Origin of the sequence: Corallococcus terminator, from assembly GCF_003611635.1 — a bacterium.
In the GTDB taxonomy this organism is placed as follows: Bacteria; Myxococcota; Myxococcia; order Myxococcales; family Myxococcaceae; genus Corallococcus; species Corallococcus terminator.
In genome coordinates, this window is sequence record NZ_RAVZ01000022.1 from 1 (window position 1) to 15,986 (window position 15,986).

Sequence of the window (15,986 nt, forward strand, 5' to 3'; positions counted from 1 at the left end):
CCCCCGCGGAGCCCGCCCCCGGGCCCGTTGACGCGGAATCGGAGGCCCGTCGCGCCGAGCGTCAGGCCCGGCTCGCGCGCCACCCGTACATGGCGCGCACCCACAAGCTCACGGAGCTCATCGCCCGGGGCAAGGCGGCCATCGTGAAGGGCGACTTCGAGCGGGCCTACCAGGACTTCAACCACGTGCTGGGCCTGGATCCGAAGAACCGCGAGGTCGCCTCGCTGCTCGTCGACGCGCGCCGCAAGCACGACCTGCACCGCGCGCAGACAGAAGTGGAGCGGGGCCAGGAGATGGAGATGCGCGGGGACTTCGCCGGGGCGCACGCGGCCTACAAGCTGGCCGTGTCGCTCAACGGGGACAACGCGGAGGCGGCCTTCCAGGCTGCTCGCGTGGGCCGCGAGCTGGCGCATGACGCCAACGAGGTGCGGGCGCTCGCGCAGCGCGCGGTGGAATTGAAGCCGAGCCGTGGGGATTACCAACTGCTGGTGGCGCATGTGCTGCTGGCGGCGGGGCAGAAGAAGCAGGCCAAGCATCACTACGAGGAGGTCGTGCGCCTGGATCCGGACAACGCGGAGGCCCGTGCGGCTCTCAAGAAGTTGCGTTGGACGTTCTCGTGAGGTGCATGCTTCCCCATGGCTGAGTCCGGACCGCTGATTGGCATCGACCTGGGGACGACGAACAGCCTCGTCGCGACCGTGCAGGACGGCCAGCCGCTCATCATCAAGAACCGCACCGGCGTGCCCCTCACCCCGTCCGTGGTGGCGGTGTCGAAGAACGGCAAGCGGCTGGTGGGTGGCATCGCCAAGCGACAGGCCATCACCAACCCGCAGGACACGGTGTCCGCGGCCAAGCGCCTCATCGGCCGCAAGTTCTCCTCGCACCCCGTGCAGGACGCGTTGCGCGCCCTGACGTATCAGGTGGTCTGCGGCGCCCACGACGACGTGCGCATCCGGCTGGCCGGCCGCGACCTGGCCGTGCCGGAGGTCAGCGCGATGATCCTGGCCGAGCTGAAGGCGGACGCGGAGGCGCACTTCGGCCGGCCCGTCACCCAGGCGGTCATCACCGTGCCGGCCTACTTCAACGACGGCCAGCGGCAGGCCACCAAGGACGCGGGCCGCATCGCCGGGTTGGAGGTGCTGCGCATCATCAACGAGCCCACGGCGGCGGCGCTGGCGTACGGCTTCGGGCGCACGGTGAACGGGAAGATCGCCGTGTTGGATCTGGGCGGCGGCACCTTCGACGTGTCGGTGCTGGAGATCAACAACGGCATCTTCGACGTGGTGGCCACAGGCGGCGACACCTTCCTGGGCGGCGAGGACTGGGACCACCGCATCATCGAATGGATGGTGTTCGGCTTCGCCAAGGAACACGGCATCGACCTGCGCAAGGACCGCATGGCGTTGCAGCGGCTGAAGGACGCCGCGGAGAAGGCCAAGGTGGAGCTGTCGTCGGTGAAGGAGACGCAGGTGCACCTGCCCTTCATCTGCACGCCGCCGGGCGGAGGCGCCGCGCTGCACCTTCAGTCCACGCTCACCCGCGAGAAGCTGGAGGACCTGACGGCGGACCTGGGCGAGCGCCTGGTGGGCATCACCTCAGAGGTGCTGGGCGAGGCGAAGGTGCGCCCCTCGGACCTCAAGGAGGTCATCCTCGTGGGGGGCATGTCGCGCATGCCCCGCATCGTGGAACAGGTGCGCCAGTACTTCCGCCGCGAGCCCTGCAAGGGCGTGCACGCCGAGGAGGTGGTGGCCCTGGGCGCCGCCATCCAGGCGCACGCGCTGGTGGCGCAGGAGGGAGAGCTGCTGCTCCTGGACGTCACGCCGCAGAGCATGGGCGTGGCCATCGCGGGCGGCTACGTGCGCCGGCTGATTCCGCGCAACACCACCGTGCCCACGTCCGCGACGGAGGTGTTCGCCACGTCCAAGGACTTCCAGCGCACGGTGAAGATCATGGTGCTCCAGGGTGAGCACGAACTGGCGCACCACAACGAACTGCTGGGCGAGTTCCTCCTCACCGGCCTGCGGGAAGCGCCGCGCGGTCAGGTGGAGATTGAAGTGACGTTCGACATCAACGCGGAAGGCATCGTGTCCGTGTCCGCGAGGGACCGTGACACCGGCCTGCGCCAGTCCATCACCGTCACCGCGTCCAGCGGCCTCACGGAGGATGAGCTGCGCCGCATCATGGACGAGCAGCGCGACTGGCTCGTCACCGCGCGAGCCTCGGAGGAGCTGAAGACCCGGCGCGTGGAGCTGGACATCCTGGCCCGCGACCTGGTGGACGCGCTCTCCCGCGTGCGGCTCCTGCCCGGTGCCGGAGGGCTGTCGCCCGACGTCGTCACCCGCGCCGAACAGGCCCTGGACCAGGCGCGGCAGGTGCGCGGCGGCGAGGACGTGGGCGCGCTCACGCGGGCCTGCGAGGCGCTCTCCCAGAGCCTGCCGCTCTTGCGCTCAGCGAGTCCTCGCGGGACGCCGGGAAGGTAGCCGCGCATGCCCGGCCTTCACGCCCCGCACCGGCGATGTCACCCCCTGCTCCAGGGCATGGAGCCGCGTCACGCTCCGCGACGGAGTCCCCCATGAACACGCTCCGGGCCAGGCAACTGGTCGAAGCCGGGTTGCTGTTGCGACTGAGTGGCGATACGCCGGGCGCGGAGAAGCTCTTCGTCCGGGCGCTGGAGCTGGATCCCGCCAACGCGCGCGCGCGCCAGTTGCTGACGCTGGGGGGCAGCGCTTCCGCTGCCCCGGCGAACGCGGCGGCGCCCGACCTGGAAGGGGACTGGGGGGCCTGGGCGGATGCCGCGAGCCCCGGCCCCGCGGAGCCGCTGCCGGAGTCGGTGAACCTCCCGGAGGGGACGGGGACGCCGGGCGACGCGTTGGATCTCATCGCGGAGGCTCACCGCACCCAGGAGTTCGGCCTCCCGGAGAGCTTCTCCGGGACGGGGCCGCTGCCCCAGGGCTCGGAGGTGGAGACCCTGCTGCAGGGCGCGGAGGATCTGCTGACGCTGGATGACCATTCCGGCGCGGTGGACCTCTTGCGTCGGGCCCAGTCGCTGGCGCCGGAGGACCCGCGCGTGGAGGCGCTGCGCGACCGCAGCGAGCGCATCCTGGTGGGCATGCTGGAGGCCCGCCTGGGGGACCTGAACCGCATGCCCCGCGTGCGGTTGCAGCCGGATGACATCATCTGGCTCAACCTGGATCACCGAGCGGGCTTCGTGCTCGCGCAGATCGACGGCGCGGTGAGCTTCGACGACCTCTTCGCGCTGTCCGGGATGTCGCGGCTGGACACCGCGCGCATCCTCGCGCAGTTGCTCGACGAGGGCATCATCGCCCCCGGCGAGTCGCCCGTGTCTACGCGGGGCGGATGACGGCCGTCCACACGCCGCGCACCATGGGGTCCCCGTACGCGTTGCGCGACTCGGTGGTGACGACGAGGAAGTCCATCCCGGCCTTGCGGTACAGCTCGCTGATGTGGCCGGTGGTGGTGAGCACGTCGCCCATCCGCAGCGCGCCCAGGAACTCCAGCTCCTGCTCGCCGTGCACCAGCCGCACGCGGTCCACGCCCAGCTCCGGATCCGCGATGGCGGCGCTGAAGGGGCGGATGGCGAACACCACCGCGAAGCTGGGAAAGGCGATGAGGTCGCCGTAGGGCCCCGCCTTCGCCGCGCCCTCGTCGTAGAGCAGGGGACTGACGTGGGCCGGCGGCGCTCCGAAGGTGCCCGCGGAGGGCACGGAGCCGCCCAGGATGAGGGAGAACTCGCGCGACTTCTCCCGGCCGATTTCGTAGGTGAAGGGGCCGTACGTACGGCCGATGAACTTCGGGTCCAGGGCCATGGCTATCCGAGCGAGGTTTCAACGACGGCGCCCCGGAGGACGGGCTCGCCGCGTTGGTTGGTGGCGGTGACTTCCGTGCTCAGCCGGCCATCCGCGATGGCGGTGACACGGCCCTGGAAGGTGACGGTGTCCTCGGGCAGTACCGGCCGGGAGAAGCGCACCCGGACGCGGCGCACGAGGCCCGGATCCCCCACGAAGACGGCCACGGCCTCCACGGCCCAGCCCAGCGTGCAGAGGCCCTGGAGGATGACGCCGTCGAAGCCGGCGAGCTTCCCCACCTCCGGGTCGATGTGGATGGGGTTGTAGTCCCCGGAAGCGCCCGCGTAATACACCGGCCGCAGCCGGTCGCACTGACGGACGTGCGTGAAGGTGTCTCCCACCTGGAACGTGCGTGCCATGAGGCGGGCAAGCCTACCGCCCCCCGCGCACGGGTGTCCGGTGGAAAGAAGAGAGGGGCGGCTCCCGTGTCGGGAACCGCCCCTCGTTCACTTCAGGGCTTCAGGAGTCCGAAGCCTGGGTGCCTTACGCCGACTTGCGACGGCGCAGCATGCCCATGGCCGCGAACAGCGCCATCAGCGGAGCCATCCCGCCCACGGAGCCGCCGGCGGACGAGCAACCGCCGCCGTCCTCTTCCTCGAACTTCGGCACGTTGACCTTCACTTCGGCGGTGCTGGTGGCACCGGCCGCGTCCGTCGCCGTCACGGTGAAGGTGTAGGTCTCCGCGGTGTTCTTCTTCGCCGGCGTGAAGCTGGCTTCGGCCGTGTTGGCACCCGTGAGGCTCGCCGAGGAGCCACCCGTCTGCGTCCAGGCGTACGTCAGCGTCTCGTTGTCCGGGTCGGTGGACGTCGAGGCGTCCAGCTTCACCAGCTCACCGCCACGCACACCCGAGATGACCCGGGCCTTGGCGACCGGCGCCTGGTTCACCTGCTTCACCGTCACCGTGTAGACGAACGGACCGGCCGCCGCGCCGTCCGCGTCCTTCGCCACCAGGCTGAAGGCCAGGGCCGTGTCGGCCTGGACCTGCGGCGCGGTGAACGTCAGCTTGGAGGTGCCGGCGCCCGTGGTGGCCACCGTGCTGCCGCCGACCTGGGTCCAGGTGAAGGTGAGCGCGTCACCGTCCGGATCCGTGATGCCGGAAGCGTCCAGCTCCACCGCGTCACCCTCGTTCACCGTGATGGTGGCCGGAGCCTCGCCCACCGGGTGACGGTTCGACTTGCGCACCGTGACGTTGACCAGGTCCGTGGAGGACTGGCCACCCGCCGTCACCGTGAGGCGGAAGGTGAGCTCCGTGGGGGCCGCCACGTCCGGCGCCGTGAAGCTCGCCGAAGCCGTGTCCGCACCCGTCAGGGTCACCGCCGGCTCGCCCGCGGTCTGCTCCCAGAGGTAGGACAGCGCGTCGCCGTCAACGTCCGCACCGGACCCGTTGAGCGTCGCCGAGGCGCGAGAGGCCACCTCGAAGTCCGCGCCGGCGTTGGCCGTCGGAGCGCGGTCCACGTTCTTCACCGTGACGTTGACCGTATCCGTGGCGGACTTGCCGGCCGCCGTCACCGTGAGCTTGAAGCTGAGCGTCGTGGTCCCGCTGACGTCCGGCGCCGTGAAGCTCGGCGCGGCCGTCGTGGCACCCGTCAGCGTCACTTCCGTGCCCGCCAACTGCTCCCACTGGTACGTCAGCGCGTCGCCGTCCGCATCGTCGCCGGAACCGGCCAGCGTGACTTCCGTGCGCTCATCCGCCGTGATGTCGACGCCCGCGTTGGCCGTCGGAGCGCGGTCCACGCCCTTCACCGTCACGATGACCGTGTCCGTGGAGGACTGGCCGTTCGCCGAGGCGGTGAGCGTGAAGGTGAGCGCCGTGCTGGTGGCGACGTCCGGGGCCGTGAAGGTCGGCTTGGCCGCCGAGGTGCTCGACAGGGTCACCGTCGGGCCCGCGGTCTGCGCCCAGAGCAGCGACACCGCGTCGCCGTCCGCATCCGTGCCCGCGCCATCCAGCGCGGCCTGGGTGCGCGTGTCCACCGTGAAGTCCGCGCCGGCGTTGGCCACCGGAGCGCGGTCCACGCTCTTCACCGTCACGGAGACGGCCTTCGACACCGTCGCGGTGCCGTCCGACACGCTCACCGTGAAGGTCAACTGCGTGTCCGCGGCCACGTCGGGGGCCGTGAAGGTGGCCTTGGCCGTCGCGGCACCGGCCAGCGTCACCTTGGGCGTGCCGCCCGTCTGCGTCCAGGCGAACGTCAGGTAGCCCTGGTCCACGCGATCCGCGTCGGTGGAGGCGGAGGCATCCAGCGTCACCCCGGTGTCACGCTCGTTCACCGTGGCCGGCGCGGTGATCGCGATGACCGGCGCCTGGTTCACGTCGATGATCTCGATCTCCACCGTCTTCGGGACGCTCGTCTTGCCGGTCCCGTCGGTGACGACGAGCTGGAAGGCGAGGGTGTCCGAGTAGTCCACGTCCGCCTTGAAGCTGGGCGTCGCGGTGTCCGCACCCGTCAGCGTCACGGGCGTGGCGCCGCCGGTCTGCGTCCAGGCGTAGGTGAGGGCGTCACCCGCGGCGGCGTCCGGGTCGAAGCTGCCCGTGCCGTTCAGGATGATGTTCGTGCGGGTGAAGACGCCCCCGACGATGGTGCCCTCGGCGACCGCCAGGGTGCCCGTCCGGGACGGACCCGGGTTGGCGACCGGGCGGAGGTTGCAGGCGCCCGCGGCGTCCGGCTGCCCCGCCTGCGACGGGAACACGGGCGTCGCGCCCGTGAACGTCACGTCATCCACGTCCAGGCCGTACGCGCCCACCGCCAGGTCCGCACCCACGCGGAAGCGGAAGCGGACGTTGTACAGCTCCAGGTCCGGGAAGAACGTGCCGAAGTTGATGCTCGCGGACGTGAAGGCCGGGAAGCCCGCGCTCGTCAGGCCCATGGCCGCGCGACCCTCGATGGGGTTGCCGCCGCCTTCGGAGATGTAGTGCGTGTAGCCCGGATCCGCGTCCACCACCGGGTACAGATCCCAGGGGTCGATCCAGTCGATGCCGTCGACCGTGAACTCCAGCACCGCGCCGTCGTAGGCCGCGGGCACGGCGGAGTAATCCTGCTCGAACGAGTGGCGGTACTTGTAGCTGATGGTGAAGTCTTCCGCCTGCGCCACCGTCATCCAGGGGCTGGTGAGGGTGAGCTCCGAGGCCACCTCCGGGTTGTAGCCGTGCGCGAAGCGGTTGGTCACCGTGCCGCCGAGGGTGAAGTCACCCGAGGACGACAGGTTCTCCGACAGCGTCCACGCCGACAGGCCGGACTCGAAGGACTCCGTGTTGCTGATCGACGGCACGTCGTCGTAGTTGACGCGGCCATCGAACGTCACCGTCTTCGCCGAGGCGGGGATCTCCGAGGAGTCGAAGACGATCTTCAGGCCCGCGCGGGCGTCGGCGTTGGACACCGCGCTGAGGTTCACCGGCAGGGACACGGTGGCCTGCGCGCCGCGCGACAGCGCGGGGACGGAGATCGTCGTGCCGTTCGGGAAGGCCAGGGTGGCCGTGGTGCTGGAGGTGCTGACCGCGCCCGTGAAGGCGCTCAGTCCGCCGCCGCCCACGTTGCGCACGGTGACCTTGAGGCTGCCCTGCTCGCCGACGTCGAGGACGCCGTCATGGTCGCAGCCCGTCACGCTGTCATCCAGCTTGATGCTGGTGATCTCGATGTTGCCACCCGAGGCGAAGCTCTCCACCACGCCGATGTGGTCGGAGGAGTTGCGGTCCGGCGCCTTGGCACCGAAGCCCGCGCCGCGCTTGGCGAACGCCGCCACGAAGCGGCTGTAGTCCGCCGGATCCGACGCCAGGGCCACGGCCCACAGCGCGTCACGCGCCTCGAGGTACGTGGGCGCGTTCGGGGTCGCCTTGTAGGCGGCGACCAGGTAGCGCTTCATGCGGTCCTGGGCCTCCTGGAAGGGGTGTGCGTTCAGGAGGCTGGCGTAGCTCTCCCACAGCATGGTCGCCCACACTTCACCGCTGTTGTGGACCTGGCTGTTGGAGGCGCCCGTCGCCGCGCCCGCGATCTGGGCGGCCGGCAGCGGCTCCCAGTTGGCGATGTGCTTGAACGTCAGGCTGTTCTTGGCGAAGTCCGTCGAATAGGGGATGCGACGGATGCCGAAGTAGTAGCCGTTGTTCCGGCCACCGCTGGAGGTGTAGCCGGCGTTGGTGTAGACGCCCTGGAAGTTGGCGTTGCCCGGCTTGGTCCGGTCGCTCTCACGCACCTGCATGATCTGCGCGTGGAAGTCGCCCCAGCCCTCGCCCATCGCGCGGCCCTGGTTGTTGACGAGGCCCGCCGCGTTACCGATGAGGCGGTTGCTGATGTAGTGGCCCCACTCGTGGGCGATGATTCCGTTGTCGAGCGTACCGTCGCGATCCAGGTCCGCCGAGCGGCGCATCCGCACCGTGACGGGCCCGGTCTGCAGCTCGGCCCGCCACGCGGTCGCGGCGGCCTGGGTGATGGACAGCGTGGGGATGGTCACGGCGGCGTTCGTGCCGCCCAGGCCCGGAGCCTCGCCCGCCGCGTTGTTCGCGACGACCGTGGCGATGGCGCCCGCGTTCTGCGCGTTCAGCGCCTTGGCGGAGAAGTCGCAGGCTCCGCGGTCGATGAGGGCGATCTTCCCCTGGAAGGCGTTCGCCTCGAAGGGGGCGCAGCCGTTGGTGGCGGCCGAGGCGACGTCACCCGTCACCTCGAACACCTGCTTGCCGAACGACGCCGAACCGGAGTCGTAGATGCCTGCGAGCGCCGCCGGGGCCGTCACGCTCAGCTCGGGCACGCCGTTGAACACGTACATCTGCATGCGCGGCGACGCACCGTCGGCCGGCGTGCTCATGTTCGCGTTGTTGCGGCCGCCGTAGTCCTGGCCCTGGGCCTGGATGGGGTCGCCTTCAACGCCGCCACGGCCGAAGTTGAACGACTGGGCGTTGCCAGCGGCCTCGTCGAAGCCGGCGTCGTAGAACCAGTCGTGAAGGAAGTTGTTCACGTAGAACAGGTTCACCACCGCCGCCTTGATCTGCGTCGGGCTGGAGTTGGGCGCCTTGGTCTGGTCGAAGACGTGGCCGAAGGTGTTGGCCGCCGTCGTCTCCGCGCGCAGGTCCGCGCTGCCGGGCGTGAAGCCGTCCGGCCCCACGAGGTCCGCGTACGCGTCCACGTTGTTGCCGAGCGTCTGCGACGCATTGGCCGGCAGCCACGGGTCGTTCTTGGTGAACGGCGAGTTGGCGATGGTGATGTCGTGCTGCGGGCGGTTCAGGGGGATCTGGAAACCGTCGCGCAGGCCCGTGGGGTGCGGGGTCGCGTCGTTGCCCTGGGGACCGTCCTCCGGGATGTACGGCGAGGTGACGTCCGCCCAGACCTTGTAGGTGAAGGGCGTGCCCGCGACGTCCGCGGTCAGGTCGTTGCGGAAGAGCACCTTGCCGGTGGTCGCCGACACGACGTAGGCGAAGTACTGGCTGGAGCGCGCCGCCTTCGGGCCGGCGTTGACCTCCACGTACCAGGCGGGCTCGAGCGTGTCGGCCAGCGTGTAGAACACCTGACGGGCACGGGCCGGGATGGTCAGGTCCTGCGCCAGCGACGCCTTCGCGGACGGGGCCAGTTCGAAGAAGATGTACTCGCCCTGCGAGCCGGTGTTGACGAACGAGGTGGCCTGCGTGCCGGAGCCCGTCAGGTCCTTGAACGCACCGGAGATGGCGTCCGCGGCGCCCAGGCGGAACGACGAAGCGCTGCGGGCCTTCAGGCGCGCGTTGAGCGTCAGGTCGGACGGGGCCAGGTAGCCGCTGACGGCCACCAGGCGCATGTCCTGCGCCATGATGACCTTGATCTCGTTGCGGAAGACCGGGATGCCGCCCACCGTCTGGTTGAAGGTGGCGATGATCGGGCCGGTGCCCGTGTTGTGCACCGCGCGCAGCGTGGCGCCGGAGACGTCATCCCGCGACAGGCGGTAGTTGTCCGCCACCGTCTGCAGGTGCGCGCGCGCCGCGCTCTCCGCCGTCATGCCATTGCGGATGACGGACTTGGACTGCGCGCCATCCTGCGCCGCCCACGCGAACGTGGGAACGCCGAGCCGCTGCTCGGTCTGCTCGACGCGAAGCCCGCGCGATACCGCCGTGTCGGGGTCCACGGCGAGCTGGCGCGACTCCTTCTGCTCCAGGAACGCGTCGAAGTTCGACCGCTCCTTGGCCCACGCGCTGGTACCCGCGATGGGCACCAGCAGCAGGCTGGTCAAAAGCTTTTCCCTGAGACGCATGCGCCTTCCTTCTTGGGGGTGATGAACTGCCGGACGAGGGGACTGCGAGAGACGACGACGGTGGAGTGGAGCGCGCCGGGGACGGCGGGCCCCCTACGGCTGATGGACCGTGGGTGGACAGCCCAATAGAGAACGCATCCCAACGTCCGGGGTCGCACGGAGGCGACAGCGGGACGCGATGCGGGAAGTCAGGGCGGAGAGCAAGAGCGCGGAGGGCGCGATGCGCTCCTCGGGGCCGGACAGGCGGAACGCCACACCCGCGTCTGGGGTGGCTGATGCGGATTCCGTGTCAACGATTCCTGGCAAAAGCTGCTCTCCAACTCACTGTTCCGAACGCGGTGCTGTTCACCGGATCGGATTCAAGTGGGAGCGCATGCTAACCAGGACACTGGATCGTTGAAAAGAGGGGGGGCCCCTCAACTTTGCGTTAGCAACCCAGTAACAATTGTCAGTCTGGAATAAGCCGCGCCCGAGGGAGAAATCCCCCAGCGGCCGGGCGGGCGCGGTACCGGGAGCAACGCCGCGCCGTCCCTTGCTTCCGGCGCGAATCCCTGCTCATCGGCGCGTGCGGGGCGCGGGGCTGCTGTCCTCGACGGAGGGCAGGGGCGCGTTGTCGAGCGGATCATCCACCTCCGCGCCCTCGCGCCGCTGCTTGTATTGGTCACGCACGTAGGCGACGAGTTGATCCAGATAGGTGGAGAGCGGCGGGCAGCGCACGCCGGTGCCGTCGAGCAGCTCCAGCGTGTTGTGGCAGTTGTAGATGGCCAGGTGGTTCACGTAGCTGATGGCCGCGCGCTGGGGCCGGGCCAGCTTCTCCAACAAGGGCAGCCGCAGCATCACGTCCGCGGCGCGCGCGGACAGGTTGAAGCGCGGCAGCTTCTTGTGGGACTTCTCCGCGATGAGCTCGTACACGCGCCGCGCGCTCATCGGGTTGGGGTCCACCAGGTGGAACGTGCGGCCCTTGGCGCGCTCATCCCGCGCCAGCCGCCACACCGCCTCCACCACGAAGTCCACCGGCACCACGTTGAGGGGGGCGACGCCGTTGCCCGGCAGGGGCAGCGGCACCACCAGCGGCGACGTGACGAGCAGGATGCCCAGGTAGTAGGGGCCCTCGAAGCGATCAATCTCTCCCGTGCGCGAGTCGCCCACCACGCTGGAGGGCCGGAAGATGGTGACGGGGAGGGTGGCGGCCGCGCGCTGCACCAGCCGCTCCGCCTGGAACTTCGTCTCCTCATAGGCGTTGCGGAAGGACTGGCCGCGATCCAGCTCGTCCTCGGCGATGACGCCCACCCGGTCGCCGGACACGTAGCAGGTGGAGAAGTGGCTGAAGCGCGACAGGTTCTCGCAGTCGCGCGCCAGCTCCAGCAGGTTGCGGGTGCCATCCACGTTCACCCGCCACGCGGTCTCCTTGGGCACGCCCAGTTGGGACACCGCCGCCAGGTGGAAGATGTCCGTCACCCGTTCGCACAGGCGCTGGTATTCCTCACCAGACAGGCCCAGGTGCATGTCCACCGCGTCGCCGGTGAGCAGCTCCACCTTCGCGCCCTGCACCTTCGCCGCGGTCGCCTGGGCCTCCTTGAAGGCCTTGGGCTGCACCAGCGCGTAGATGTGGCCCTTCGGGTCCTCGCGCGCGATGTGCTCCACCAGCCGCTTGCCGATGAAGCCCGGGTAGCCGGTGATGAAGTAGGTGCCTGCGGGACTCTTCCTGGGCGTGGCGCTCATTCGCGGCGCAGCATACCCGCCCGGTGTCAGTCGTGGGCGAGCATCGCCCGCCACACCGCTTCCACCTGGGGACGGGTGGACTCCGGGGCACCACTGTTGTCGATGACCCACGTGGCGTGCGCGCGCTTGTCGTCCAGGGAAAGCTGCGCGGACAGCCGCGCCTCCGCCGCCTGCGCGTCCAGCCCGTCGCGCGCCATCAGCCGCGCCTTCTGCACGTCCCGGGGCACCCACACCACGGCCACGCCCTCCATCGCGGTGTGCAGCCCCGTCTCGATGAGGAGCGGGACGTCATACACGGCGTGGGTGATGCCCTCCGCCTCCAGCGCCTGGAGCTTCGTGAGGAACGCGGCGCGCACCTGGGGGTGCACGATGGCGTTGAGGGCGGCGCGTTCAGCGGGGTCCGCGAAGATGTGGGTCGCAAGCTTCACCCGGTCCAGGCGGCCGTCCGGGCCCAGCACGCCGGGGAAGCGCTCGGAGATGCGCTGGAGGCCGGGCGTGCCGGGCTCCACCACCTCCCGGGCGATGACGTCCGCGTCCAGCACGCGCGCGCCCAATTCGCGCAGCATCCGGCTCACGGTGCTCTTGCCGGAGGCGATGCCGCCCGTCAGGCCGAAGACGTGCACGGGTTACTTCGCGGCCTTGGGCGTGGTGAAGACGAAGGACTGCACCGTCTTGCCGTCCTCGTTGAAGAAGATGGCCACGCCCAGCTTCACGTAGAGGAAGTAGGTGCGGAAGTCGTCGGTGAGCTTGCGCAGGTAGCAGGGCGTGGCGGGCGCCGACCCTCCGGGGCAGGCGGGGCCGTAGCTGTTCTCGATGGTGTCCTTCTCGATGACGGGCGCGGGGAACACGTCGATGCGCTCCACCATCTGGGTGGCCGGGTCCACCTTGAACTGGGCCTGGGTGGTGCCCTTGATGGCCTCCTTGGCGAAGTAGGCCAGGATCTCCTTCCCGTCCTGGGACATGGTCCGGGACGGTTCACCGAACTTCTTCACGATGTCCTCCTTCTTGGAGGACCCGGGTTCGATGCCCTGCCACGGCTTGGCGGAAGCAGGCAGGGAGACGGCGATGGCTGCGACAACGACAAGGACGAAACTGACGGGGGTCCGCATCTCGACTCCTCCCTAGCGGATCAGGCAGGCGCGCCTCAAGGTCCGTTCCCTAGAAGCAACGCGCGTGTCCACCCGGCATTCAATCACGAATGAGACGCCTTGCCCCCTCCGGAGGGCTCTGCTACGTGCTCAGGCCATGCGTTCTCGTGCCATCCGGGTCTTTTCCGCCCTCCTGCTCGCCGCTTCAGGCGGTCTTGCCGGGGCTGCGGACTTCACGGGTCCCGATAGCTGCAAGGGGTGTCACCCGGAGGCCTACGACGCGTGGATGAAGTCCAAGCACGCCCGGGCCACGGACACGTTGGCGGACGCGCAGAAGAAGGACGCCCGCTGCCTGTCCTGCCATGCGCCGGACCAGGCGACGCAGACGCTGACGGCCGTCACCTGCGAGACGTGTCACGGGGGAGGGCAGTACTACTCTCCGTCCTACGTGATGAAGGACCCGGAGCTGGCGCGGCTGGTGGGGTTGGTGGACCCCTCCGAGAAGCAGTGCCGCACCTGCCATGACGCTTCGTCTCCCTCCCTGCGCCCGTTTGATTTCAAGGAAGCGCTGAAGGCCATCGACCACTGGTCCGCCGAACGTGCCCGCAAGCAGCAGACCCGCGCGGACGCGGCCCCCTCCACGCCGGCACCCGCCACGGCGAAGAAGTGACTTCTTCTTGATCAAGATCCTCGACTCCCGCTTCGTCACCACCGCCGTGGAATTGAAGGGCCTGCCCACGGACCATGCCGCGGAGGTCGCCTTCGTCGGCCGCTCCAACGTGGGCAAGTCGTCCATGATCAACGCCCTGACGAACCGGCGCAAGCTGGTGCGCGTGTCCAACACGCCCGGGCGCACCCGCACGCTCAACTTCTTCGACGTGGACCTGGACCGCGACGGCCAGCGCCACACGGTGCGGCTGGCGGACCTGCCCGGCTACGGCTTCGCCAAGGCGAGCAAGACGGACAAGGCCCAGTGGCAGGAGATGATCACCTCCTACCTGAAGCACCGTCACCGGCTGGAGGTGGTGGTGAGCATCATCGACGCGGAGGTGGGGCCGTCTCCGGAGGACCTGCGCACGCTCGACTACCTCCAGGAGCACAACCGCCGCATCCTCGTGGTGGCCACGAAGATCGACCGGCTGACGAAGGCCCAGCGCAAGCCCCGGCTCAGCGCCCTGTGCACGCAACTGGAGCTGCCCCGCGAGGCGTTGATTCCGTTCTCCTCCACCGAAAAGCTGGGCGTGGAAGAGGTGTGGGGCACGCTGCTGGACACCTTCGGCAAGGCCACCCGCGTCTGAGTCTCCCGGGTCCGGGCACGCTGTGGTAGCACCCCCGGCGTGTCCCAGAACAAGACGAACGGTGGTGCTTCGCCCCTCGCTCCCCGCGAGGTGCGTCAGCGGTTGATGCAGCTCTCCCCCCGCAAGCGCGTGGAGGCCCTCTTCGACGCGGAGGACACGGCCGCGCTGGTGCGCTCGCTGCCCGCGGAAGACCTGTACGTCACCATCCAGGAAGTCGGCCTCGCGGACGCCACGGAGCTGGTGCAACTGGCGTCCCCGGCGCAGTTCCGCACCTTCGTGGACCTGGGCGGGTGGGTGAAGGACTCGGTGGATCCCCACGCGGTGCTGACGTGGCTGCGCGCCGCGCGCGGAGATGAACCCGAAGACTTCATGCGCAAGCTGCACGCGGTGGATCTGGAGGTGGTGGAGACCCTCCTCAAGGAATTCACCACCGTGTACGACCTGGAGGAGGACCCGGACGCCAACCCCCAGGGCATGGCGGTGGAGACGCCCGAGGGCCGCTACCTCGTCGAAATCAAGCTCGAGGGCGTGGAGATGTCCGCGATGCGCGCCATCGTCAACGACCTCATCGCGGAGAACCCCTTCGAATCCGTGCGCCTCTTCGAAGCGGTGCGCTGGGAGATTCCCTCCGAGCTGGAGGAGACGGCCTTCCAGTTCCGCCGCGCGCGCCTGGCCGACCTGGGCTTCCCCTCGCTGGAGGACGCCCTGGCGCTCTTCAGCCGCGTGGACGTGCCGCCGCGCCCCACGGGAAATGCGGCCCCCGCGCTCACCGCCACTGGCGGGCACCTGGACTACGTGGACGCGGCCTTCCGCGACCTGTCCGACGTGGAGCGGATGAACGCGGAGGATGAGCTGCGTGAAGTGGCCAACGCGGTGCTCGTCGCGGAGCTGGGCGACCCCGGGGACCTGGACGCCGTGCGCCGCGTGGGTGAATGGGTTCGCGACTACCTGTCGCTGGGCCTGGAGCACCTGACGGGCGGGGACCCGGCCCGGTCGCCGGACGCGCTGCGCGACACGCCCCTGCGCCGTGTCTTCCAGGTGGGCTTCACGCTGACGCTCCAGCTCAAGTACCGCGCGGATCGGCTCTTCAAGCAGGAGTTCATGAAGCTGGACGACGTGCCGCTGGTGCTGCCGGAAGAGGCCGCGGCCCTGGAGGCCCTGCGCCGCAAGCGTCCCCGCCGCGCGCTTCGCGTGCCGGGTGCGGAAGCCGTGCCGTTCCGGTCGCTGCGGGAGGTGGCCGGTTCGGAGGTGCTGCTGGCGCGCGCCGAAGGCCAGGTGGCCGCGCTGGGCGCGCTCCTGGGCGGCGCGGAGGCCCCGGCGCACACCGTGCTGGCGCGCTTCGGCGTGTCGCTGGACGTGCTGGGCGTGGAGCGGCTCTGGGCGGCGGGCGTCGCCATGGCCGTCCTGGAGGAGCGCGTGGACGTGCGGCCCGTGCCGCTGGGGCGCACGGTGGAGCTGGGGCAGCGCCTGTTCGAAGGCACCCCGGAAGCGCCTCGCCTGCGCCCGAGCGCGGTGGAGCGCGCGCTGGCCGCGCTGGGCCCGGTGGTGCCGGAGGGTGCCCGGGAGGAATTGCGTCGGGTGGTGAACGTCACGCTGACGCGCCTGCTGTCGGAGCTGGGGACGCCCTGGCTTCGCGAGGGGCGGCTGGACCTGATCGCCTCCGCGGTGCTTCCGATGGAGAGCGCGCCGGTCCCGTAGCTTTTTCAGCCTTGCCCGGCCCATCTGTCCGGGGCGATCTCGCAACCGCCCGTAGATACGGGCTTCTGCCGCCCCCGGTCCCTGGCACGCCTGCTGCTTTGCCCATTGCC

The 15,986-nt window shown here is 69.9% G+C and carries 11 protein-coding genes and 1 pseudogene; 6 read left to right on the forward strand and 6 right to left on the reverse strand.

Translation table 11 applies throughout. The features are described from left to right. The 3 genes and pseudogenes from D7V88_RS05390 to D7V88_RS05400 all read left to right on the forward strand — a co-directional run. Nucleotides 1-620 (forward strand): annotated as a pseudogene (locus D7V88_RS05390) (molecular chaperone DnaJ); the annotation flags it as partial. 15 nt (nt 621-635) lie between these two features. Continuing rightward, entirely contained in the window at nt 636-2,480 is a 1,845-nt protein-coding gene (gene dnaK, locus D7V88_RS05395; protein ID WP_120539522.1) for a molecular chaperone DnaK, read from the forward strand. Nucleotides 2,481-2,572: 92 nt separating this feature from the next. Continuing rightward, nucleotides 2,573-3,361 carry a tetratricopeptide repeat protein gene (locus D7V88_RS05400; protein ID WP_120539523.1) on the forward strand — a complete coding sequence of 263 codons (789 nt, stop codon included), beginning with the start codon at nt 2,573-2,575 and terminating at the stop codon, nt 3,359-3,361. Here D7V88_RS05400 and D7V88_RS05405 read toward each other — a convergent pair. From D7V88_RS05405 to D7V88_RS05430, 6 genes are all read right to left on the reverse strand, one after another. Beyond that, nucleotides 3,345-3,827 carry an FAS1-like dehydratase domain-containing protein gene (locus D7V88_RS05405; RefSeq protein ID WP_120539524.1) on the reverse strand — a complete coding sequence of 161 codons (483 nt, stop codon included), beginning with the start codon at nt 3,825-3,827 and terminating at the stop codon, nt 3,345-3,347. The genes D7V88_RS05400 and D7V88_RS05405 overlap by 17 nt on opposite strands. 2 nt (nt 3,828-3,829) lie before the next feature. Next, nucleotides 3,830-4,225: a MaoC family dehydratase gene (locus tag D7V88_RS05410; protein WP_120539525.1), complete on the reverse strand. Its 396-nt coding sequence runs from the start codon at nt 4,223-4,225 to the stop codon at nt 3,830-3,832. Between the two features lie 124 nt (nt 4,226-4,349). Further along, on the reverse strand, nt 4,350-10,070 hold the full coding sequence (locus tag D7V88_RS05415) for a myxosortase-dependent M36 family metallopeptidase (RefSeq protein WP_120539526.1): 5,721 nt from the start codon (nt 10,068-10,070) through the stop codon (nt 4,350-4,352). Between the two features lie 555 nt (nt 10,071-10,625). Then, nucleotides 10,626-11,792: an SDR family oxidoreductase gene (locus tag D7V88_RS05420; RefSeq protein WP_208726130.1), complete on the reverse strand. Its 1,167-nt coding sequence runs from the start codon at nt 11,790-11,792 to the stop codon at nt 10,626-10,628. A gap of 26 nt (nt 11,793-11,818) precedes the next feature. Next, nucleotides 11,819-12,415, reverse strand: a complete 597-nt coding sequence (coaE, locus tag D7V88_RS05425; protein ID WP_120539528.1) for a dephospho-CoA kinase — start codon at nt 12,413-12,415, stop codon at nt 11,819-11,821. A gap of 3 nt (nt 12,416-12,418) precedes the next feature. After that, nucleotides 12,419-12,901: a hypothetical protein gene (locus D7V88_RS05430; RefSeq protein WP_120539529.1), complete on the reverse strand. Its 483-nt coding sequence runs from the start codon at nt 12,899-12,901 to the stop codon at nt 12,419-12,421. A 136-nt stretch (nt 12,902-13,037) separates the two neighbouring features. Between D7V88_RS05430 and D7V88_RS05435 the strand changes: the two genes are divergently transcribed. The 3 genes from D7V88_RS05435 to D7V88_RS05445 are packed head-to-tail and all read left to right on the forward strand — an operon-like array spanning nt 13,038 to nt 15,876. Continuing rightward, nucleotides 13,038-13,550, forward strand: a complete 513-nt coding sequence (locus D7V88_RS05435; protein ID WP_120539530.1) for a multiheme c-type cytochrome — start codon at nt 13,038-13,040, stop codon at nt 13,548-13,550. 7 nt (nt 13,551-13,557) lie between these two features. Beyond that, entirely contained in the window at nt 13,558-14,178 is a 621-nt protein-coding gene (gene yihA, locus D7V88_RS05440) for a ribosome biogenesis GTP-binding protein YihA/YsxC (protein WP_120539531.1), read from the forward strand. 39 nt (nt 14,179-14,217) lie between these two features. After that, entirely contained in the window at nt 14,218-15,876 is a 1,659-nt protein-coding gene (locus tag D7V88_RS05445) for a DUF6178 family protein (protein ID WP_120539532.1), read from the forward strand. The last annotated feature ends 110 nt before the right edge of the window (nt 15,877-15,986 follow it).

Coding starts and splice junctions, on each gene's coding strand:
- dnaK (WP_120539522.1), top strand. CDS start 636: ATGGCTGAGTCCGGACCGCTGATTGGCATCGACCTGGGGACGACGAAC.
- D7V88_RS05400 (WP_120539523.1), top strand. CDS start 2,573: ATGAACACGCTCCGGGCCAGGCAACTGGTCGAAGCCGGGTTGCTGTTG.
- D7V88_RS05405 (WP_120539524.1), bottom strand. CDS start 3,827: ATGGCCCTGGACCCGAAGTTCATCGGCCGTACGTACGGCCCCTTCACC.
- D7V88_RS05410 (WP_120539525.1), bottom strand. CDS start 4,225: ATGGCACGCACGTTCCAGGTGGGAGACACCTTCACGCACGTCCGTCAG.
- D7V88_RS05415 (WP_120539526.1), bottom strand. CDS start 10,070: ATGCGTCTCAGGGAAAAGCTTTTGACCAGCCTGCTGCTGGTGCCCATC.
- D7V88_RS05420 (WP_208726130.1), bottom strand. CDS start 11,792: ATGAGCGCCACGCCCAGGAAGAGTCCCGCAGGCACCTACTTCATCACC.
- D7V88_RS05430 (WP_120539529.1), bottom strand. CDS start 12,901: ATGCGGACCCCCGTCAGTTTCGTCCTTGTCGTTGTCGCAGCCATCGCC.
- D7V88_RS05435 (WP_120539530.1), top strand. CDS start 13,038: ATGCGTTCTCGTGCCATCCGGGTCTTTTCCGCCCTCCTGCTCGCCGCT.